Below are 21,504 nucleotides of genomic sequence, written 5' to 3'. Positions count from 1 at the left end.
TCCTGCACCGTCACAAGTAACATAGCAACATCCCCATTTCTTTGGGTTGTTAACTATTTCGATATCAAAATTATCCAAAACTATAAAGAGAGAAATCTATGAGCGTAGTGCCTGTAGTCGACGTACTGCAAGGCCGTGCTGCGGTTGACAGTGAAGTCACCGTGCGCGGTTGGGTGCGTACCCGGAGAGATTCTAAAGCGGGTATCTCCTTCGTTGCCGTTTATGACGGTTCCTGCTTTGACCCGTTACAGGCCGTCGTAAATAATACTTTGCCTAATTATCAGGACGAAGTACTGCATTTAACTACCGGCTGTTCAGTAGAAGTGACTGGCACCGTAGTGGCATCACCGGGTGAAGGGCAGAGTTTTGAAATTCAGGCAACCGCTATCAAAGTGGTCGGTTGGGTTGATGATCCCGATACTTATCCAATGGCTGCAAAACGTCACAGTATCGAATACTTGCGCGAAGTCGCCCACTTGCGCCCGCGCACTAACCTGATCGGTGCAGTGGCTCGTGTTCGTCATACTTTGGCTCAAGCTATTCACCGTTTCTTCGATGAAAACGGTTATTTTTGGGTGTCAACACCGCTAATCACGGCATCTGATACTGAAGGCGCGGGTGAAATGTTCCGCGTATCGACCTTGGATCTGGAAAACCTGCCGCGTACTGATACCGGTGCTGTCGATTTCAGTGAAGATTTCTTCGGTAAAGAAGCCTTCCTGACGGTATCCGGCCAGCTAAACGGCGAAACCTACGCTAGCGCGTTATCCAAAGTTTACACTTTCGGCCCGACTTTCCGAGCCGAAAACTCTAACACCAGCCGCCATTTGGCTGAGTTCTGGATGGTTGAGCCAGAAGTCGCCTTTGCATCATTAGATGATGTTGCTGGTTTAGCTGAAAAAATGTTGAAATACGTCTTCCAGGCTGTGTTGAACGAACGTGCAGATGACATGAAATTCTTTGCCGAACGTGTGGATAAAGATGCGGTTGATCGCTTGCAACGCTTTGTCACCTCAGACTTTGCTCAGGTTGACTACACTGATGCTATTGAAATCTTGGTGGCATCAGGCCAGAAGTTTGAGAATGATGTCTCCTGGGGCATAGATTTGTCTTCTGAGCATGAGCGCTATTTAGCAGAGAAACACTTTAAAGCACCCGTAGTGGTTAAAAACTATCCGAAAGATATCAAAGCATTCTATATGCGTATGAATGAAGATGGTAAAACCGTGGCAGCAATGGATGTTCTCGCACCGGGTATTGGCGAAATCATCGGTGGTTCGCAACGTGAAGAGCGTTTAGATGTGCTAGATGCGCGTCTTGCAGAAATGGGCCTCAATAAAGAAGATTATTGGTGGTATCGTGATCTGCGTCGCTATGGCACAGTGCCACATTCAGGCTTTGGCCTTGGATTTGAGCGTTTGATCTCATACGTAACAGGGGTTCAAAACGTTCGGGATGTTATTCCGTTCCCACGCACACCGAGAAATGCCAGTTTCTAAGTTTGTCATTTAGAAAAAAATTGTGATTTTGTATAAATAAAAGCCAGCCTTGCTGGCTTTTATCATTTTTTAAAGTTCGATCTGAGTCACAAAGTTCCCCAATATTTACATTTAGTAACACATAGTTGCTCAATGAAACATATTCAGGTAATTGGTAGCATTTTCGGTCTGGATTATAACCCTCGTGAATGGAACACTGCGTTCAGACACAGACGACACCAAACTCTCAACAATAGTTCCAAAAAAATTATTGGCGGCAGTGGCAGGTGTCCGAATAACACCAATGAGGGTAATAATAATGATGAAGCGCAATATTCTTGCAGTAGTAATCCCAGCACTGTTAGTAGCTGGCGCAGCTAATGCAGCAGAAATCTACAACAAAGACGGCAACAAACTTGACCTGTACGGTAAAGTTGACGCGCGTCACCAGTTCTCTGATAACGCTAAACAAGACGGCGACAAATCTTATGTTCGTTTTGGCTTCAAAGGCGAAACCCAAATTACTGACCAACTGACCGGTTACGGCCAGTGGGAATACAACGTTCAAGCAAACAACACCGAAGGTGCTGATGCACAAGATGGCAACGCAACCCGTCTGGGCTTTGCTGGTCTGAAATTTGCTGAATTCGGTTCATTCGACTATGGCCGTAACTACGGCGTAATCTATGATGTCAACGCATGGACTGACATGCTGCCAGTGTTCGGTGGTGATTCAATCTCCAACTCTGACAACTACATGACTGGCCGTTCTACTGGTCTGGCAACTTACCGTAACACCAACTTCTTCGGTCTGGTTGATGGTCTGAACTTTGCTCTGCAATATCAAGGCAAAAACGAACGTAATGGCAATGTTAAAGAGTCTAATGGCGACGGCTTCGGCATGTCTTCAACTTATGACATCGGCTATGGCGTGAACTTCGGTGCTGGTTACTCTACTGCAAACCGTACTACTCTGCAGAAAGATGCTTCTACCGCTCCAGGCAACCAAGCTCAAGCATGGAACGTTGGTGCTAAATACGACGCAAACAACGTATACTTGGCTGTTATGTATGCTGAAACTCAGAACATGACTCCATACGGCACAGTAGCTAACACCATCGCGAACAAAACTCGTGACCTGGAAATTACTGCACAGTACCAATTCGACTTCGGTCTGCGTCCATCTTTAGGCTACGTTCAGTCTAAAGGCAAGGATCTGAATGACGCAACTGGCGACAACCATGACCTGTTGAAATATGTTTCTGTTGGTTCTTACTACTACTTCAACAAAAACATGTCTACCTATGTTGATTACAAAATCAACTTGCTGGATGAAGACACCTTCACCGTTAAAAACGGTTTGAACACAGACAACGTTGTTGGTGTTGGCTTGGTTTACCAGTTCTAAGTCAAACTTAACCAAGCAGTTTATCTGCTGACGTAAGTTAAAAAAGACAGGGCTTCGGCTCTGTCTTTTTGTTTTTATCATTGTCTAAAATAGGGATATCGCGCTGCCGAATACACTATTTTGCCGATTTTTCACCTCGAATCCCCTCGCCTCACAACATTCATTTCTTTTTATCGCAAACGGTTGGCAAAGGCCGCAACTGGCGCTACCCTGATGGTTCTGTTTGCTTAACGCTAAGCCATGGAAGCCTCTGACATGTTTGAAAAAATCACTGCTGCACCTGCGGACCCTATTCTAGGCCTGACCGATATTTTCCGCGCGGATGTCCGCCCTAATAAAATTAACTTGGGGATCGGTGTCTACAAAGACGAAACTGGGAAAACGCCGGTGCTGACCAGCGTCAAAAAAGCTGAGCAGTATTTGCTGGAAAATGAAGTCACCAAAAACTATCTGGGAATTGAAGGGCTGCCTGCTTTCGCCCGCTGTACTCAGGAACTGCTGTTCGGTGCCAATAGCGCGATTATTACTGATAAACGTGCCCGCACCGCTCAGACCCCTGGTGGTACGGGCGGCCTGCGTATTGCTGCTGATTTTATCGCCCATCAGACTAACGCCAAACGTGTCTGGGTCAGTAATCCAAGCTGGCCAAATCATAAAAACATCTTCGCCGCGGCAGGGTTGGAAGTGGTTGAATATGCCTATTATGATGCCGCTAACCATGCACTAGACTTCGATGGGCTATTAAATAGCCTGTCAGAAGCCCAAGCAGGTGATGTGGTGTTGTTCCATGGCTGCTGCCATAACCCGACCGGGATTGACCCAACAGAAGCCCAGTGGAGCCAATTAGCTAAACTGTCAGCGGCTAAAGGTTGGTTGCCACTGTTTGACTTCGCTTATCAAGGTTTTGCTAAAGGTTTGGAAGAAGATGCTCAAGGCCTGCGTATTTTTGCCGCGCAGCATCAAGAACTGATCGTTTGCAGTTCTTACTCCAAAAACTTCGGTCTGTACAATGAACGTGTTGGCGCTTGTACCGTTGTTGCCGCAAACAGCGAAGTAGCTGATATCGCCTTTAGCCAAGTTAAAGCCGTTATCCGTGCTAACTATTCCAACCCACCTGCTCACGGTGCGTCAGTGGTTGCGACCATACTGAGTGACAAAGCGCTGCGGGCAATTTGGGAGCAAGAACTGACTGATATGCGTCAGCGCATTCATCGTATGCGTCAGTTGTTTGTTAACACCTTACAAGAAAAAGGTGCTAAGCAAGATTTCAGCTTTATCATTAACCAGAATGGCATGTTCTCTTTCAGCGGCCTCACCAAAGAGCAAGTGCTACGTCTGCGCAATGAGTTCGCGGTTTATGCAGTCAATTCTGGCCGTGTTAACGTTGCCGGTATGACGCCAGATAATATGGCTCCATTGTGTGAAGCTATCGTTGCAGTACTCTAATAAGCCACTGTGATTAATCTGTATAAAGGGTGCCCAGGCACCCTTTACTTTATCTATCAGGCCAAAAATGTTAATGAAATAAATACTTGGCAAATTCGTTCATCGGCATAGGTCGCCCATACATATAGCCTTGCAGATAATCCACATTGTGGGCTTGTAAATAACGCATTTGAGTCTCGTTTTCGACGCCCTCGGCAATAGTTTGCAGTCCCAACCGAGTCGCCAAATCAATAACATTTTCCACGATGTGGCTCGACAAAGCATCTGAACCAATCATACCGACAAAACTTTGGTCAATCTTGAGAAAATCAACTTTAAACTTCTGCAAATAAGTCAAACTAGAATGCCCCGTGCCAAAGTCGTCAATGGCAATAAAGACGCCTAAAGCATGAAGCTCAGCAAATAATTTATCTGTAGTGGCATCAGCAACAATTAATTTCCGTTCAGTTAATTCCAACGTGATATTTATTTTATTGCCGCCGAAAGCCTGAATAAAATTACGGCAGTCATCTACCAGACTAAGATCACGGCAATGATTAGCACTGATATTAAAGCCGAAGTGGAAACCTTCAGGTAATTGATTTACGTAAGGCGCAAATTTAGCACTGACTTGTTGCATAATAGAGCGAGTCATCGGCACGATAAGCTCACAGTCCTCTGCCATCGGAATGAATTGATTCGGTTGAATTAGCCCCTGCCCCGGATGTTGCCAGCGCATTAAGACTTCACAACCAATCCAGCATTGTTCTTTGCCACTGACAATCGGTTGCAGATAAGGAATAAACTCGTTATTTCCCAACGCGTGTTTTAATACCTGTGTAGGTGATGCCGCCCTACCAGATAACCAGAAAACAAGTGCAGCGGACCCAACACTCATTAATATGAAGAAAATTAAGCTGCCACGGGCATATTGCCACGCGTAAGCCAAATATTGTTGATTAGACAGTGCGGTGCTTAATGCATAAGCATACTTCTCTGAAGATAGATATAGCGGTTCCCCTCCGTTCGGCGGGTTACCAGAATGCACTATTCCAGCCGCATCCATCCATTTATCGCCAACTCTCAGTTGTAACGCTATATCGCTACTTAATAAATTAAGAATGCTACGTAAGTAATAGCCATCAACTGCAACCAGAATGCTGTAATTACCTCTCGCGTGGCGATAAACCATCAAAGCGCGATCAGGTGTCACATCATTGCCTTGCATTAATTCTAATTGCCCACCAACAAATACATCTAGATCAAAAGGGGTAGAGAGTGGGCCATATATTGAGGAGCAATAAATGTTACTGCCTTTGGCTAAAGAGACAGAGCGAACATCCGGAATCAATACCACCTGATCGCGCAAATTCTGTACGACTTGCAAACAAGGTTTTCCAAGCCCCGTTTCTACCTGAATAGCCGCATGCTGCAAATTATTAAATATCTGGTCGAAGCGCAACCTAGCCTGAAATAACTTGGCTTCGGCATTCTGATGCATATTGCTTTTTGTTTGTGCATAAATCACTACTGCGCCTAACAACAGGAATAGCAATAATACCATAGAAGAAAAGCCAAGCCGGGACAGGAATTTATTCAGTCTGAAACGACGAAGTGGCATAGTGGATTCCATTGAAAGGCGCTCGTTAATACTACAAACTCAAACGGCAGAAAATATCTACCGAGTCAGTATCAGTTACATCTTTCAGCCATGCTACGCCTTATAGATATCACAAAGGTAATGCTTACGTGATGAACGCCATCATTATCTTCATAGTTCACATAAATAGCTGATTATGACTTCACAAAACGCTCTCACTGCTCATTAAATATAATATAAAAAAGGCCCCGAATGGCGCCTTTCTTGTTATTCCGTCCTGTTACTCTGCTAAGAGCTATGACCCTAAACAGTTGCTGTTACCAAATAGCCGGTTCTTCGCGTATAAACGGATTAGTCTGCCGTTCATGCCCGATCGTCGACATTGGGCCGTGACCTGGAATAAAGGTCATATCATCTCCCAAAGGTAACAGTTTAGTTCGGATGGAATTAATCAGCTGCTGATGATCACCACGCGGAAAATCACTGCGCCCAACCCCGCCATTAAAAATAACATCGCCAACTAACGCTAAACGATCTTTTTGATCAATAAAGACAATATGCCCCGGCGTATGTCCTGGGCAATGCAAAACTGAGAGCTCGATTGCGCCCACAGTGATTTTATCACCCTCTTCCAGCCAACGAGTTGGCATAAAGGCTTCACATTCGCTCAACCCGAACATTCTGCTTTGAGCGGGCAGTCCCTCTAGCCAGAAGGTATCTTCTTTTTCTGGACCATAAATGGGCACCTGAAAATGCGCAGCTAATTCAGCGGCAGCACCCACATGATCCAAATGACCGTGAGTCAATAAAATCTGGCTAATTTTGATATCGTGACGAGCAACTTCTGCAATGATCTTGGCGGCGTCACCACCAGGGTCAACAAGGGCGGCCTGCCCTGTTTCTTCACACCAGATAAGTGTGCAATTTTGGCTAAAGGCCGTCACCGGAATAATTTGATATTTCATAGAACTCCAACCCCAGTGCCTTGGGTATAGATTCAAAGCACTGGCATAAAATGCGTGTTACCAGGATCGTGTTGGCCCAGTATCAATATGCACAAAGTTACTGCGAGGATAATATCCTACACCACCAGCGCGCATTTTTAATGCTGCTTTGCGGATATTACTCAATTGAAGCCCTTCAATATGGAAATCCATCGCCCGCCCTTGGGTGTGGAAACTGTGTTTGGCCACACCGCGGCTCCGTTCACGCAGTTCATTATTAGTATCAAGCGAGCGGTAACCTGAAATCAGCTGCACCGGTTTAGTAGTACCGAGAAGACCTTGCAGGCGGTATAGCTGATCGAAGAGGCGAGGATCAATAGTTTTGACTTTATTGGCCCGATAATCGCGGAATAAATGATTCAAGCGGGAAAGTTCATCTTTGTTATAGCTTCTACCGTCAAAAAACTCGGCTTTTATGGACTCACCTGTATTCAGGTTATTCAGGGTCAAGATGCGTGGCCGAGGAGTAGAAAGGGTAGCGAATGCTTGCCCTGGGAGCAGCGACATCCCGAGAGCTACTCCGCCTAACGCTAGCCATTTACGGCGATAATTATCAATTTTATCCATGATCTCTGTTAATACCTGGCAAGAATGTCAAAAGTAAGCACTGCCCCTTATTACTTGAAGCCGCAACTGTCTTGGCTGCAACCCAATTGCTTTGGGTATATATGTGCCGTCCCGAACCATAACCGCCTACGGAAAACCAGTCAACCCGCATTCGGCACGCATTCACTGTGCGTTGAGTCCAGGTTTATAGGGTGCCCGCTGAGGAGCACCCACAAGACAACCCGATATTGAGACCATTAGTTATTGAGTTTTACTGCATTTATTGCAGCAAAAGTTCGGCTTGATGGGAGATTTGTGAACCTGATCTCACCGTCATATCATAATTGTAAATATCTGTTCTAAACTGCGGTTTACCGTCATCAGCCACCCATGCCGTCAGGTAATAGAGCTGCACCGGAACGCGTTGGCGGATGTTGACATAAGTAGTATCGCCTTGTTTCAAGGTAGAAGATACCCGAGCATCATTCCAGCCAGCATCCTGCAATAGCATATTGGCTAAATCAGAGGCTTTATTCACCCGAACACAACCAGAGCTCAACGCGCGAATATCTTTCTGGAACAGGCCATGGTTCGGCGTGTCATGCAGATAGATTGCATCCGAACTTGGCATATTGAACTTGAATCGCCCCAATGAGTTGCTGGCACCTGGTGCCTGGCGTAAGCGGTACGGGAAATTATTCGGTGAAATCATGCTCCAGTCAATCATCGAAGGGTCGACAACTTCGGCATCATTACTCCAACCAGACAATACGGTATAGCCGTGGCGCTGGAAATAGCTGGAATCGTAACGTGCTTTCGGCACAATATCCTGGCGCACCAGAGAGGTCGGTACGTTCCACGGCGGGTTAACCACCACATTATTCAGCGCACTACTCATTAAAGGTGTTTTACGGCTTGGACGACCCACAATCACACGAGATGAAAGCACCTGCGTGCCATTTTTATAATAATTCAGCGAATAGTTTGGAATGTTAACCATGATGCCGTTATCCACCCGCCCAGGCAAAATGCGCAAACGCTGAATATTCAATGCCAACAATGTCGCCCTTGTCTGCGGAGAAACATTCAACCACTCACGCGTCCGGGCACCGATAACGCCATCATCACTCAGACCATGCCAACGTTGAAAACGTTTGACTGCCTCCATTAGCTCTGGCGTATAGACATTGTCGGTCACTGTAGCCGTCTCAGGGGCAGAAGATGGAGCAACCACGCCACGAGTCACCGGCGTATCTGCAACAGGTGCCGCTGATGGGCTAACTACCAAACTGTGGGCCTGGGCGCGGTTTTTCTCTTCATCGACGGAGAGATCATCATTCACCACCGCCACCGCCGGATTATCAATCGGAATAACTTCTGGAGTTTGTACCGGTGCTGACACAACCGGATGCAACATGCCGGTTCTGTCGAGGATCTCCCGTAAAGCAGGTATATCGTCGCTTAGCTGACCTGGGCGTAAACTCGGGCCATTGGCCATTTGTGGCCACGGGCGGCGGTCTGCCAACATCTCTTTCAGCGCCTGATGCATTTTTTCATATTGAGGATGCTGAGGTGCCAGGGAGGCCAGATAGGGGGCTGTGGTACCCTCATGTACCGCCTGCTGCCAGCGATTTAAAATCGTAGCAGGTGGCATCGCCATTTTGTACGGCACATTGCTGTACAACCAGACACTGCCATTCGCACCGACACCTGAGATAAAGTGTAAATACCCCAGCATCGCGTCGGACAGAATAACATCGCGCGCCAAGCCGGTAATGGCCGGATCACTGAGCCATTTCACCCATTGCATAAATTGTGGTTGGATACCGGAGAGTGCCAATTCCGCTAATTGTTGCTGGAAATTCTGAACAGCAGCCCTGTCTTGCCACATAGGTTGCATATGGTTTGCGGCATAGAGCAACGCCAATTCAGAAGAATAGAGTGGCGTGACGGTTTTCGGCAATACGGCCGATAATTGAGAGCGACTTTGTGCCACCGACATGCTTTGTGATGCGGGTGAACGCGCCGACGAGGCATCTACAGGCATGATAGGTGCTGTGGCTGATGCCGTAAATGTAGGCAACAGGCTACAGATTAAAGCACAATATAACGCGAATGCGCGTTGCGGATTTCTTTTCTCTACCGACATTCTATGCCCCCGGTATGCTCATCTAAGTACGTCATAGTTTGTCGTAACCCTTCTTCCTTGAAGTCGCAGCATGTTAGCGGCTCAGCACTTTTCACTGGTTAACTGCAACACTACTTTCTTTGAGTATTAACATTATTATACAAACAGAAATACCACTAAGTAGCCAATAATATAAATTTAACCATTTATGTACGCTAACAGATTTCCCTTGCTTATAAAATATAACCCTCAGATGTGACAACAAATAAAAATGGCCGCTAAGCGGCCATTTACGGGAATTAATTATTATTACGTTCTTATTGAACAATAATTAACCATCACGTCATTGCTCAACAGGTATCGATGGCAATGTTGGTATTTCATTTGCAAAACCGCGCAGACCCACCACGTGTACATGTTCATGGTTTTGGAAGACTTTTCGCACCAGTTTATAGGTTGTACCTTTTTCTGGGCTGATATTTTCTGGCGCAGCAATAATTAATTGCATTTCTAGCCGCTCACACAGTTCAAATAATGTCGCGATAGATTTTGCATCCAGACGCGCAGCTTCATCGAGGAACAGTAAGCGGCACGGCGAAATATCTTTACCGCGTAAGCGGCGCGACTCTTCTTCCCAGCTCTGTACCACCATCACCAGAATAGACATACCGGTACCGATAGCCTCACCGGTAGACAGTGCGCCACTCTCAGCACGTAACCAACCATCAGCGCCACGGTTAACTTCAACTTCCAGTTCTAAATAGTTACGGTAATCAAGTAACTCTTCACCAATGGTTTGCGGTAAACGCTGCCCCATATCCATTTGTGGGTTCAGGCGCTGATACAGTTTTGCCAGTGCTTCAGAGAAGGTCAGACGGTTACTGTTAAACAAGTCCTGATGTTGCTCTTGTTGTTCAGACAGCACATCAAGCAAGGTCGCATGAGCTTCGCGCACATTCACATTCAGCCGCACACTCTTGACCTGGCCGAATGATACCGCTTGCAAGCCCTGATTCAGCATACGAATCCGGTTCTGCTCGCGCTGAATGGTTTTACGAATGATATTCGACACACTTTTCGAACTGATGGCCAGCTTCTGCTCGCGGGCAGTCAATTCTTCGGTCAAACGGCCCAGTTCAATCTCCATTTGCTCAATGGCTTCGACTGGGTCATCAGTGCGGATAATATCCTGACGGATACGTTCACGCAGATGCTGATACACCGCAATATAGAACTGGATTTTGCGCTCAGGCCGTTTGGGATCTTCCGACATGCGCAGCACATCGCGCAAATGCTCATTATCTGCTACCGCCAGACGCAATGCCCCCAGCGCCTTATCCGACATAGAACGCAGCTCATCGCCATCCATATAGGCCAGCTCTCGGCGATGTAAGCGGCGCTCAACACCATTATCTTTCACCATGCGCATCACCGCGCACCAACCCGCTTTCGCATTAACGACCTGCTCGCGAATCTGGTGATAATCCCGCTCCAGTTTACGCAGTTTTTTCTGCAAGCTGTCCATCTCGGCTTCACAGAAGGTCAGTTGTTTTTCCAACTGATTACGGCGCGAACGGTTAGTACTGAGTGCGGCATGCAGTTCATCACGACGGGTACGGGCGCGGGCTTCAGCATCGGCATCGGCCTGAACGCCAATATCCACCAGCTCCTGACTCAACTCCTTGAGCATGTCACGTTTGGCATCATATGAACTTTTCAATGACGCCAGCACTTGATTGTATTGGGTAAACTGCGCCTGATATTGACGTAGCTGCTCACGAGCGCGAGTACGTTCCGCTTCTGCCTGTTCCAGACGCTGACGAAGCTTATCATTGAGATCAGAGTTTTCGGTCAACATCCCCGCAGAATCGGTGTAACCAAAGTGCGCGCGGCGCTGTACCACTTCAACTAAAGCAAATGCTTGCTGCTTGGCCTGACGCTGACTGTTCTGCGCCTGTGCATAGTTCTCTTTTAACTGCTCGTGTTGCTGCGGATCACTTTGCAATACCGCCAACAGCGGTTCAAGTTTTGTCAGGGACGCACCGTGTTTCTGAATATGGCGTGCCGCTTCTTGTGCTTCTGTCAGCTCTTCCGTAATTTCTTCAACACGGTCAGCCAGAGTATCGTCAAGCAGCAATGAAACTAGCGGGATCAAGCGATTAAGGGCTGAAATGCCCTCTTTGGCTTGTTCGAATTGCTGACATTGTTGCTGATTTCTTTCTTCATGTGCGTTCAGAGCGCGTTCGATTTCGCCACGGCGGGTATTCAGTAACCGAATTTCAGCTTCTGGATCAGAGTCGAATGCCACCCCCAGATGAGAACCAATAAACCGGCTGAATGCCTGATGTAGACGTTGCGTTTTCTGAACATCAAACGACAGCGTCGCATAGCGCTCTGCCAGGCTATCACGTTCTTGATACAGCGCTTCCAGCCGATTTTCACGGGCTGCGCGGCCAAACAGCGGCACTTCGGGATAACGGGAGTAACGCCATTGGCGATCGGCAATTTTTACCACTACCGCTTTTTCAAGCTCTTCGACGGCAAAGACACTGTCATCAAATGACTGCGGATCCCCTTCGATGAGATACAAATCTTCTGGGCAATCTTCCAGCCCTGCCAATTGATCGCGCACCAATGACAAATCCGGCACCACGATACCGTGGCGAGACGGGCCATACAGCGCGGAGAAGTATGGCGCATCATCAAGAGTCACATCGTCATAGATCTCGGATAGCAGCACGCCACCAAAACGCTCGGCCAGCGCAATCATCCGTGAATCTTCAGCGCCACTTGGCTGGCTCAGACGTTCAACTTGAGCATCAATAGCCCGTTTAGTCGCCGCCACTTCGTCACGCTCGACGGTAGTTTCGCGCTCACGCTCCAGCAGCTGCTGCATATATTCCGTCACTTGACGGCTGTCTTCCAGCGCTTCACCGCTCTGCTCACTCAGTTGGCTTAGGGCATCTTGTGCCGCCAGCCAAACCGGAGCACGCGCCGTTAACTCCTGAATTTTGAGCTTAATTTGCTCGAGTTCCTGACGCATTTCCATGCGCCGCTCACCGGCATCACTGACACTAAGAGAAAGCTCTTCAACCGTTGATTCCAACTCACGTTGCAGCTCTTCCAGCTCTTCCGGTTGATAGGCTTGCCCCTGACGTTTGCAGAACTCTTGCAACAATCGCTCGGCATCTTGCTGCGCGCGTAAACGCTGCTCCAACTCAGACAAACGCATGCGCAATGGCTGAACGCGTTCGGCCAAATGTTGCTGCGACGGCCAATCACGCAATAATTCGCGGGCAGTTTGCCAAGCCTCGCTGCGGCTAACCTGACCGGCAATACTCACCACTAACTGATAGGCTTGCTCAAATTGACTGTGCGCGGCATCAGCGACACTCAGCTTTTGCTCAAGTTGCAATAACGCCTCGGTGGCTTCCTGCTCTTTGGCCTGGAAAGTTTCCAGCCAATCTTCGGCGTTATCCGCCGTTAGTTCAGGTAACTGGCACAGCGCACGGGCACGTTCCAATGCTTGTAATGCTTGCTGATACTGAATAGCACGGGTCTGCTGAACATCCAGCGCTTGCTGATAATCAGCCAACTGGCTTTTCAGTTCATCTACTTCCAACTCAGCGGCTTCGGCACGCGCTTCGTTATCAGCCTGCTGTTCGCTGGCCTCCGCGACAACTTCATTTTGCTCTTCCAGCCGGTAAGTCAGCTCTTCCAAATCACTTTGGTAGCGCTCGATTTTTTCTTGCTGGCGCATCGCGGTTTGCACCAGACTCAAGTGGTCGCTGGCGGCCTGATAATCAGTTTCGAGATCAGACTCAGCCCCACTTTGCTCAGCCAGCTCACGAGACATCTCGACATGGCGATACTGCTCGGTCACCAGTTGTTTGCGGCTGGCCAGCAACTCACGACGCAATACCAAAGCGCCGTCAAGATGAATGCGCCGCTCATTGGCATGGCGCATATAGTCAGCGGCAACGTAGGAGGTCGCTTCGGAAATCAGATGCTTAAACAGGTCACGGTCAGACTGGGTAACACGTATAGCCTCAAGGGTCATACGGTTTTCACGTAACGCCGCTTCCATATCCTGGAAAGCTTTACGTACCCCACTGTTTTCTGGCAATAAATAGTCGCGCAGCGAGCGAGTAATCGCGCTGGAAATACCGCCGTACAATGAGGCTTCAATCAAACGATAGAATTTGCTGCGATCCGCGGAAGAGCGCAGACGTTTTGGAATCACACCCAAATCAAACATCAATGAGTGGTAATCGGTGATGGAGTTAAATTGTTTAAACTGCACCCCTTCCATTGCTTCAACACTTTCTTTCAATTCTTGCAGTGACAACACGCGCGCTTGGCGCTCACCGACAACTTCAGTGAGGATTTGTGTTGGTTGAATCGCCGTCGGAAGCCCTTGAATAGTGAAGGGTTTGATATCAACTTTGCGATCACGCCCTGCGACTTGTTGCAGGCGCACCCCAACAATCACCCGCTGATGGCGGGAGTTGACCACATCTAAAGTGGAGTAACACACGCCAGCACGCAATTTACCGTGCAAACCTTTATCACGAGAGCCGCTGGTGGCACCCGCTTCGGTGGTGTTACGAAAGTGCAGCAAGGTCAAGTCTGGGATCAATGCAGTGACGAAAGCCGCCATCGTGGTAGATTTACCCGCACCATTCCCTCCTGATAAGGTGGTGACCAGCTCATCAAGATCGAAGGTTCGGGCAAAGAAACCATTCCAGTTAACCAAGGTCAGTGAGCGAAATTTACCGCGTTCAATCATTCCTGTTCATCCTCTGCACTGTCCGTTGCATTTCTCATGGTGATGTCGCTTTCATCGATTTCATCATGGAGTGACAGACTGTTCTCAACTGCCATAGCTTCGCCATCGCGGATCATACGCAACTGAGCTTCGCGTGGGTCATCGCCACTGCGCACATCGGCACCGAAACGAAATACCGCCTCAGTGATACGAAACTTGCTGCTGTCATTGCCCATAAAGTAAATCATGCCCAAACGGCGCAGCCGGTTGAGTGAGGTGCGTACTTTTTCCTGCAATTTCTGCTTATCTAAATCCGAGCCGGTTGAGCGCTGGTTAACGAACTTCAGCAATTTGCTCTCATCGGCCAGGCTCAGCAGCTCTTCGTACAACTCGTGTTGGGCGAAAATACCTTCATGAGCCAGACGTTCCGGGCTGAGATACAGATAACAAAGAATTTTGCCCACCATCATATCCAGCTCAGATAACACTGAGCGCGGGATAAGAGTGGTAGAACGTGGGCGCAGATAGAAGAAACCCTCTGGTGCGCGAATTAACTCCACGTTATAGCGGGTATAGAACTCTTCCAGTTGCTCCTGAAAATCCATCAGGAAAGCATGATTATCCAGCTCATCAATCCCAATATGACGGCCCGCGCGCAACTGGCTATCCAGTGCCGGAAACAATGAGTTGGCCAATGCCTGAGCCAGCTTAACCGGCATTACTACTTCAATATTTGTTGATGACATGTGCCTGCACCTTGGCTCCGTAATCATTGATTGCCAGCCATTCCGCTGGTAATCCTGAGAAATCGGCTTCGGCCACACCAAGGCGAACTGCCTGGTCGACCAGGATACGAGCCACGTCAAAATGACGAGCACGCGGATATTGCGCGAGATAATCGCGCATAACTTCCCCCAGATTGAGCGGCAGTTTTTGCTGTTGATACACCAGCAGTGCCTGTTCAATCATGGCGGCCAACTGCTCACGGATGGCATTAAACTCTTCAAACTCCAGATCCGGTGGCAGTTCCCCTGTCACCTCTTCACTACGCAGCGACAATTCTTCATCGCGCATATCCAGCAAGCGATCTGCATTGGCGTAGGTTAAGGCCCAAGGGCTATCAAAATAATTTTGTACTGACTGGCGCAAACGCTGAGCGAATACTCGGTTTTTATCCATGTCAATCGCAGTACGAATAAACTTATGCACATGGCGGTCATAGCCAATCCACAGATCAATCGCCTGCTGGCCCCAGCTGATAATACGGTCAAGTTTACTTTGCAAATCAAAGACTAACTTATCAACCAGATCTAAACCCGCATTGCCAATAGTGGCTTCTTGAATACGCAATAAATTTGCTTGAAGCTTATCACCTGCCGCTTCCAGTGTATCTTGCAGCTCGCGCAGTGTGCCGGAGGTTTCTGACAGAAGCATTTCACAACTGGCAATCGCTGCACGCCAATCTTGATTCAGCAGCGCGGCGATATCTTCTTTGACGCTATGCTGCTGCTCGTCCATCAAGCGCTGTGTCATATCAATGCTGTCAAAGATTTCAGCAACTGAATATTTAAGTGGGGCAAAGACGTTACGGTGCCAGTGGAATTCGTCACCGCCCTCTTCTGCTGCCTCTGCTGCCCGTTGCAGCTCTTGCGCCACAATCGATAACTGCATCGACAACCGCAAAGTGGAAAACTCACGTTGGCGAATATAGTAATCGGTGATACCAATACCCAATGGAGTCAGGCGATAAATAGCATTGCCATCAGCCATTTCGCTGGTAAATCGGTTAAGCAAACGCTGGCGCACCATATCATTGATGGCGTTATTAGCGCGCACTGCCACAGTTTCTGTGGTCTGTTCAAAACCTTTGCTGACGTGACGAAATGCATCAACCAACTCGCCTTCGCTCATTTCGCCGTCCAGTCGCTCACCGTTTAAGGTAGCAATAGCCATAAGAAAGGCCAGACGCTCTGTTGGCAGAGTAATCGAAAAATCATTTTTCCGCGCCCAGGCGACCAGTTCGGGTACTGTCTGGGAAAATTCACTCATAATGGGTCCTTCAGATTCGGCTTAAACGCCATGACATGCACGTAGCGCCCCAAACTGATAAAAGGCTCCTGCCGGCAATAGCGCTGTTCCAACGCCAATAATTCAGCAAACTCATCAACTTGTTGCTGTTTATTTTTCATGTAATCGTGAAACACCCGCACTCCCGTCTTACCGCTAATGGATAAACCCATTTGCTCAAGCCAACCATATACCGTCGGGGGATCTAAAGGGTATTGCGGCGACAACGAGCGCTGCCGACGTCTTTTAACGCCCGGTATCGCCAATTGAAAGTTACCTAATACCGCATTACGCATCACCAGTCCATTGGCATTAAAAAACATCAACGATAGCGCGCCACCTGGGTTTAGCGCATTAAAAAGTATTTGCAGAACTTGTTGTGGCTCTGCAATCCATTCTAAAACCGCATGGAACAATATCAGATCAACGGGCTGTGCTAAATGTTGGGTGATGTCCTGAGCCGCACTTTGTACAAATTGCATGTTGTGGCTCACACCTTTTTCTTCAGCCGCAACTTTTGCACGCTGGATCATCTCGGCAGACAGATCACATAATAGAACCTGATGGCCTAATGCTGCCAATTGGCAAGCCATATGCCCTTCACCACCACCTGCATCTAAAATCCGTAACGGGCGTTGCGGTAACTGCGCTAACAGCCCGGTGATATCTTGCCACACCACCGCCTGACGGATCATTCCCTTCGTCGTACCGTAGATATTGCGCGAGAACTTCTCGGCAATATCATCGAAATTGCGATCCTGCATGGACACTTGCTCCGCTATCACTATTGATTTGCCGCCCTTGCTTGATAGAAACTCGCAAATCAATGGCTACAGCAAAAAGAATGGCTACCAACCTGCTATTTTGGCACAGCCTGACTTAGAATAAATCTTCTTGACCCGTAATCATCGTCAAATGCCGTTTTTTCAGCCAAAAGGTTCCCGTTTTTATGCTTTTTACCCTAAAAAAGTTTGTTGGCGGCTTATTAATGCCATTGCCCTTTCTGCTTATCGTTATGGGGCTGGCTTTAATCCTATTGTGGTTTACCCGCTGGCAAAAAAGCGGCAAAACGCTTTTTACACTAAGTTGGCTGGCATTATTGCTTATTAGCCTGCAACCAGTTGCCGATCGCCTGTTATTGCCACTGGAAAAACAATACGCCACATATCAGGGAAATGACCCGGTAGATTACATTGTTGTCCTCGGTGGCGGCTACACGTTTAATCCGAATTGGGCACCAAGTGCTAATTTATTCGCAAATAGTTTGCCGAGGGTAACGGAGGGGATCCGGCTATATCGCGCTCATCCCAACGCCAAAATGGTATTTACTGGCAGTGCGGGCCCGAACAGCCAAAGCAGCGCGAAAACGGCCGCACAGGTAGCGGAAAGTTTAGGGGTTCCGGCAGCAGATATTATTGCCTTGGAGCAGCCTAAAGATACGGTTGAAGAAGCGGCAGCAGTCGCAACGTTAGTGGGTGATAAACCTTTTTTGTTGGTGACGTCAGCCAACCATTTACCGAGAGCGATTAAATTTTTCACTGCCAAGGGGCTGCATCCTATTCCTGCCCCAGCCAATCAGTTAGCCATTACTACCCCATTACATAGCTGGGAGCGCACGATTCCGGCAGCAACCTATTTAGGCCATTCCGAGCGCGCCTGGTATGAAATATTGGGGCTACTATGGCAAAAGTTAACGGGCAACAAAAATGATGAATAGAATTAATTTAACCAAGGGAGAAGCTGTCTCGCGGCATTATCAAATAAAGCGCGATCCAGATTACCGGTATGAATAAAACGGGAAACCAGTTCCCAAAGCGTATAGAGCCAGCGGCGCGCCACAAAAGATTCAGAGACCGGCGCTTTGCTAAGATAGCGATAAAATAGCTGGCTCGGCATCCCCTCTTCACTGAGGCGGAATAAATCATACTCACGCGGTGCCCATAGCATCGGGCCAGGATTAAGCATCGCCAACAGTTGGTCACTGCGGGGATCTTTGAGCATACTGCGCAAAGTCAAATTGCCGTGAACCAATACAGAATTGTCGTCAAAACCGGCAAAAAGTCTATTTAGTGATGCCCGAGCACGATAAAGCACCGCCCGGTCCTCCAAAGTCATTAGCGGTGAATTCATATTAGACAGCGTCGCCCACAGCACTTCAACTCGTTGCTGATACCAACTAAACCAATCATTTTCTTGTGTGCTGTCAACATTACCGACACACCCGTGGCTATCAATCCGGTGCCAGGCTAATACGCCTTCAACTATCTGATCCATCAAGGCATTCCAACGCTCTCCCGTCCGAGTGGGTGCCTCTACCGACACACCACGTAAACGTTCCATCAGCAGAATTTCTTTATAAGGAGATTGGTGGGTCATGACTAAACCGTACACCGTCGGCAAGCGGATATCGCCTTCCCGCGAGAGCATTGACAGTTTATAGGCCTCTTGCTGCGCAATCCCCTGACAGACATAACTCTTTGCCAACAATGGGATTGCCTGCCCCTGCTGATTATACATTGCATACAAGTGGGCATAGGGCTGCTCGCTGATGCGTTCAAGGCGGGTAATCGACTCCCCAAGCACGACACTTAACTCAGCTTTCAGCTGTTCCATAAGGCTTTGTCCGATTATCTGACGAAATAGATAATTCATAATGAGATGATGGGCTGAATATTTCCAGAACGCAGATCAAATAACATCCACAATTAAAATCAAACTAGCAGGGCCGGAATAGAATGGGATAAAACGGCAGGAATAATGACGCCAGACCTTTTAAGCCTGGCGTATAAAACTGAACAATAATTACTTATTGAGCATAATCACTCTAACTCTGTCTAAATCTTCTTGAGTATCAACGCCAACTGCAGGTACTGCTTTCGCCACAGCAACGTGAATTTTCTCACCGTACCACAGCACTCGCAATTGCTCTAACAGCTCGATTTGCTCAAGTTGGCTCGGTGCCCAATTAACATAACGGCGAACAAATCCGGCGCGATAAGCATAAATACCAATATGGCGTAAGAAACAATCACCGATGGTTTCTTTAGACTGCGCAAAGCGCTCTCTTTCCCACGGAATGGCGGCGCGCGAGAAATACAGCGCATAGCCTTGTGCATCCATCACCACTTTCACGGCATTAGGATTAAAGGCCTCTTCACTGCTTTCAATCGGCACAGCCAATGTTGCCATACCCGCACTGGAGGCGGCCAAATTCTCCGCAACCTGGCGAATAATCTCTGGTGGCACCAGTGGCTCATCCCCTTGCACATTGACGATAATTTGATCATCGGCAAAACCATAACGCTCGATAACTTCCGCTAAGCGCTCAGTTCCGGATTGATGATCGGCACGGGTTAGACACACTTCGCCGCCCGCCGCTTCAACCGCTGTCACCACGTCCGGATGGTCTGTTGCCACAATCACCCGAGAAGCACCTGACTCCAACGCTCGCTCCATCACATGTACAACCATTGGTTTGCCAGCGATATCCGCCAGTGGTTTGCCTGGTAGGCGGGTTGAAGCATAACGGGCGGGAATTATAGCAATGAAACTCATGCGTGTTTCTCATCAATTGACAGTGGGCGGGCTTCGTTTTCTAACAATACCGGGATGCCATCACGCACCGGGTAAGCCAGATTGTCAACTTTGCATACCAATTCAAGATTTTCTTTATTGAAGTACAACTTACCGTTGCAGACAGGACAGGCAACGATTTCGAGTAAACGGTGGTCCATACAACCTCCAAAATGGAGTTTAGCCAGCAGGAAAGTGGTCGAGGATACCATATCCGCCGATGCAGGTTAACTGCGTCGATGCCATCACGCAGATCAGGTATTGATAACAAAGAGTTATGTTAATCAATCTCAAGATAAGTCAATACAACCCACAATCGGGGTGATAAATGTTGGTTTTGTTATTGATATGTTGAATTGCGAGGAGTAATATTTTGTGACTGGCATCACACAATTATGTACATCGAGTAAGAAATGAAAGTATTCCATAAAATCATTGCGCTGTTTGCTAACTTCAGCAACTAAATCGCAAATAACAAATAGAAGCACCTGCAAAAAAGGCCCGGCGACAGGAAAACTGTCGAACAGAGGCAAAAAAACTAACGGCTACCCTAGGGTAGCCGTTTCTTTAGAAGCGATTATCTCACCGCTTACTTAGAAAGCGATCACATCTGCTGCTGACGGCCCGTGAATACTACGATAAGTCGAGAATTCTACGTCCTGCCCTTCACTCAGTGATTTGTTTTTGGTGTTGGCGATGGCTGTCTTGTTGACATACACATCCAAACTGCCGTCGTGTGGTGAAATGAAGCCGTAGCCTTCGGACTGATTGAACCATTTCACGCGACCCATTTTTAACGTCATAATAAATTTCCTTTTACTGGGCATCCTAACAACTCATTTTTATTTATTGTTTAGATGCAGTTGCCCATCCTAAAGTTTTCTGATTAAACCTCTATGAGCTTGATTATATGAAAAAACCCGCATAAACGCGGGCTTTAGAATTTTGCTATCCGGAGAGATGATTAACACATCAGCATCATCAATTTCCAAGATCATTCAAACATTATATTTCTGTATTACAGAGCAACAACGTTTGCAGCAGCCGGCCCGCGCGGGCTGTCTTGGATGGTGTATTCAACACGCTGGCCTTCAGCCAAAGTCTTGAAACCATCAGTTGCGATTGCGGAGAAGTGAACAAACACATCTTTGCCGCCATCATGCTGTTCAATAAAACCAAAACCTTTAGCTTCGTTGAACCACTTAACCTGACCCGTTTTCTTAGACATAATTCTTACCTTTACTATCAAATACAAATACTAATAAATCTGCCATAAGGCACTCAACGCCATTGGAATAGCGGGTCTGCAACAGGAACATTACTTATGGGAGTTACTTATCGGAGATACTAGGAGGTTCGTCTTTGAAGCGGCATCAAAAGATAACGTCTTGGGAGGAACTGCTTTGCTTTACTCTCGTACACTCTTACACATAAATAGGTCTGTAACACAGGCCGGCGGCTATTTACTCACAAAACAAATCGCCATGCAACTTATTTTATCTGGGAA

Annotated in this window: 18 protein-coding genes; 5 read left to right on the top strand and 13 right to left on the bottom strand. The window is 47.7% G+C overall.

Going from position 1 to position 21,504, the window contains the following annotated elements:
- Window positions 1–98 precede the first annotated feature (98 nt).
- From asnS to ACF3VQ_RS07920, 3 genes are all read left to right on the top strand, one after another.
- Window positions 99–1,499 (top strand): asparagine--tRNA ligase, encoded by a 1,401-nt coding sequence (asnS, locus tag ACF3VQ_RS07930; protein ID WP_392434520.1) that lies wholly within the window; start codon window positions 99–101, stop codon window positions 1,497–1,499.
- Window positions 1,500–1,800: 301 nt separating this feature from the next.
- The gene (ompF, locus tag ACF3VQ_RS07925) at window positions 1,801–2,886 is read left to right on the top strand and encodes a porin OmpF (protein ID WP_392435487.1); all 1,086 of its coding nucleotides are present in this window, start codon (window positions 1,801–1,803) and stop codon (window positions 2,884–2,886) included.
- 255 nt (window positions 2,887–3,141) lie between these two features.
- The gene (locus ACF3VQ_RS07920) at window positions 3,142–4,332 is read left to right on the top strand and encodes an amino acid aminotransferase (protein ID WP_392434517.1); all 1,191 of its coding nucleotides are present in this window, start codon (window positions 3,142–3,144) and stop codon (window positions 4,330–4,332) included.
- Between the two features lie 70 nt (window positions 4,333–4,402).
- Here the strand turns inward: ACF3VQ_RS07920 and ACF3VQ_RS07915 are convergent, their stop codons facing one another.
- The 8 genes from ACF3VQ_RS07915 to cmoM all read right to left on the bottom strand — a co-directional run bounded on the left by ACF3VQ_RS07915 (window position 4,403) and on the right by cmoM (window position 17,188).
- The gene (locus ACF3VQ_RS07915; RefSeq protein WP_392434514.1) at window positions 4,403–5,932 is read right to left on the bottom strand and encodes an EAL domain-containing protein; all 1,530 of its coding nucleotides are present in this window, start codon (window positions 5,930–5,932) and stop codon (window positions 4,403–4,405) included.
- Window positions 5,933–6,228: 296 nt separating this feature from the next.
- A complete protein-coding gene (locus tag ACF3VQ_RS07910; RefSeq protein ID WP_392434513.1) occupies window positions 6,229–6,876 on the bottom strand; it encodes an MBL fold metallo-hydrolase in 648 nt (215 codons plus the stop codon).
- Between the two features lie 57 nt (window positions 6,877–6,933).
- Entirely contained in the window at window positions 6,934–7,482 is a 549-nt protein-coding gene (locus tag ACF3VQ_RS07905; protein WP_392434510.1) for a YcbK family protein, read from the bottom strand.
- A gap of 259 nt (window positions 7,483–7,741) precedes the next feature.
- Window positions 7,742–9,610, bottom strand: coding sequence for a L,D-transpeptidase (ldtD, locus tag ACF3VQ_RS07900; RefSeq protein WP_392434508.1), 1,869 nt, complete (start codon window positions 9,608–9,610; stop codon window positions 7,742–7,744).
- A gap of 322 nt (window positions 9,611–9,932) precedes the next feature.
- Window positions 9,933–14,378: a chromosome partition protein MukB gene (gene mukB / locus ACF3VQ_RS07895; RefSeq protein WP_392434506.1), complete on the bottom strand. Its 4,446-nt coding sequence runs from the start codon at window positions 14,376–14,378 to the stop codon at window positions 9,933–9,935.
- Window positions 14,375–15,103, bottom strand: coding sequence for a chromosome partition protein MukE (mukE, locus tag ACF3VQ_RS07890; RefSeq protein WP_392434504.1), 729 nt, complete (start codon window positions 15,101–15,103; stop codon window positions 14,375–14,377). Before mukE ends, mukB begins: the two co-directional genes overlap by 4 nt.
- Window positions 15,084–16,406: a chromosome partition protein MukF gene (gene mukF, locus ACF3VQ_RS07885; protein WP_013650084.1), complete on the bottom strand. Its 1,323-nt coding sequence runs from the start codon at window positions 16,404–16,406 to the stop codon at window positions 15,084–15,086. The genes mukE and mukF overlap by 20 nt, the downstream gene beginning before the upstream one ends.
- Entirely contained in the window at window positions 16,403–17,188 is a 786-nt protein-coding gene (cmoM, locus tag ACF3VQ_RS07880; RefSeq protein WP_005159950.1) for a tRNA uridine 5-oxyacetic acid(34) methyltransferase CmoM, read from the bottom strand. The genes mukF and cmoM overlap by 4 nt, the downstream gene beginning before the upstream one ends.
- Here cmoM and ACF3VQ_RS07875 point away from each other — a divergent pair.
- Together ACF3VQ_RS07875 and elyC are read left to right on the top strand one after the other, a co-directional pair.
- Complete coding sequence (locus ACF3VQ_RS07875) at window positions 17,187–17,312, top strand: hypothetical protein (RefSeq protein WP_392434501.1); 126 nt, start codon at window positions 17,187–17,189, stop codon at window positions 17,310–17,312. The two genes, cmoM and ACF3VQ_RS07875, sit on opposite strands and share 2 nt — an antisense overlap.
- Before the next feature lie 61 nt (window positions 17,313–17,373).
- Complete coding sequence (elyC, locus tag ACF3VQ_RS07870) at window positions 17,374–18,141, top strand: envelope biogenesis factor ElyC (protein WP_392434499.1); 768 nt, start codon at window positions 17,374–17,376, stop codon at window positions 18,139–18,141.
- Between the two features lie 2 nt (window positions 18,142–18,143).
- Here the strand turns inward: elyC and ACF3VQ_RS07865 are convergent, their stop codons facing one another.
- The 5 genes from ACF3VQ_RS07865 to ACF3VQ_RS07845 all read right to left on the bottom strand — a co-directional run bounded on the left by ACF3VQ_RS07865 (window position 18,144) and on the right by ACF3VQ_RS07845 (window position 21,225).
- Window positions 18,144–19,037 carry a YcbJ family phosphotransferase gene (locus tag ACF3VQ_RS07865; RefSeq protein WP_392434497.1) on the bottom strand — a complete coding sequence of 298 codons (894 nt, stop codon included), beginning with the start codon at window positions 19,035–19,037 and terminating at the stop codon, window positions 18,144–18,146.
- Between the two features lie 189 nt (window positions 19,038–19,226).
- Window positions 19,227–19,979 (bottom strand): 3-deoxy-manno-octulosonate cytidylyltransferase, encoded by a 753-nt coding sequence (gene kdsB / locus ACF3VQ_RS07860; RefSeq protein WP_392434495.1) that lies wholly within the window; start codon window positions 19,977–19,979, stop codon window positions 19,227–19,229.
- Window positions 19,976–20,158: a Trm112 family protein gene (locus ACF3VQ_RS07855; RefSeq protein ID WP_002211315.1), complete on the bottom strand. Its 183-nt coding sequence runs from the start codon at window positions 20,156–20,158 to the stop codon at window positions 19,976–19,978. The genes kdsB and ACF3VQ_RS07855 overlap by 4 nt, the downstream gene beginning before the upstream one ends.
- Before the next feature lie 432 nt (window positions 20,159–20,590).
- A complete protein-coding gene (locus ACF3VQ_RS07850; RefSeq protein WP_392434492.1) occupies window positions 20,591–20,800 on the bottom strand; it encodes a cold-shock protein in 210 nt (69 codons plus the stop codon).
- A 215-nt stretch (window positions 20,801–21,015) separates the two neighbouring features.
- Entirely contained in the window at window positions 21,016–21,225 is a 210-nt protein-coding gene (locus tag ACF3VQ_RS07845; RefSeq protein ID WP_005159934.1) for a cold shock domain-containing protein, read from the bottom strand.
- Between the last annotated feature and the right edge of the window lie 279 nt (window positions 21,226–21,504).

It is taken from the genome of Yersinia fenwicki, assembly GCF_043099325.1.
Taxonomy (GTDB): domain Bacteria; phylum Pseudomonadota; class Gammaproteobacteria; order Enterobacterales; family Enterobacteriaceae; genus Yersinia.
Note: the sequence above shows the minus strand (reverse complement) of the source record. Positions and strands in the feature narration are given on the sequence as shown.